This is a genomic window from Acinetobacter sp. 24-47-66, from assembly GCF_056779755.1.
The window spans coordinates 1-592 of the sequence record NZ_JBWYIL010000038.1; the positions used below are offsets into that span (position 1 = coordinate 1).

1 protein-coding gene is annotated in these 592 nt (G+C 43.1%); it reads left to right on the top strand.

Annotation, left to right across the window (positions count from 1 at the left end):
• Positions 1–54: 54 nt before the first annotated feature.
• On the top strand, positions 55–592 hold a 538-nt coding region (locus AC1M84_RS14255), incomplete at its 3' end, for an IS5 family transposase (RefSeq protein WP_481595232.1).

Here is a 592-nt window from a genome sequence, read left to right on the forward strand (position 1 = left end):
GGCTTTGTTGCACAAAGCTATTCTTAAGGGCTTCTTCAGCCATATAATTTTCAAATGAAGAAGCCTGCACACAAAATCTACCGCACAACCAATTGGCCCGCATATAACCGAGCACTCATAAGTCGCGGAAATATTGCCATTTGGTTTGATCCTGCTACGCAATGGTATGCGCCATCAAAAGGCAAACAAGGGCGAAATCAAACCTACTCCGACGCAGCCATCCAATGCTGCTTAATGATTAAATCTTTATTCCGTCTGTCTTTACGTATGGTCACTGGCTTTGTGCAAAGTCTGATTAAACTTTGCGGATTAAATTGGACAGCGCCAGATTACACCACGCTTTGTAGAAGACAAAAGCATATTGATATTGCAATCAGCTACCAAAAAAGTAGCGAGGGGCTGCATCTACTTGTAGACTCTACAGGCATGAAGTTTCTAGGTGAGGGCGAATGGAAACGCAAGAAACATGGAGCTGAATATCGTCGCCAATGGCGTAAACTTCATATTGGTATAGATGCCAAAACCCTACAAATACGCGCTATTCAGCTCACAACCAATAATGTCAGTGATTCACAGGTGCTTGGTGATTTAC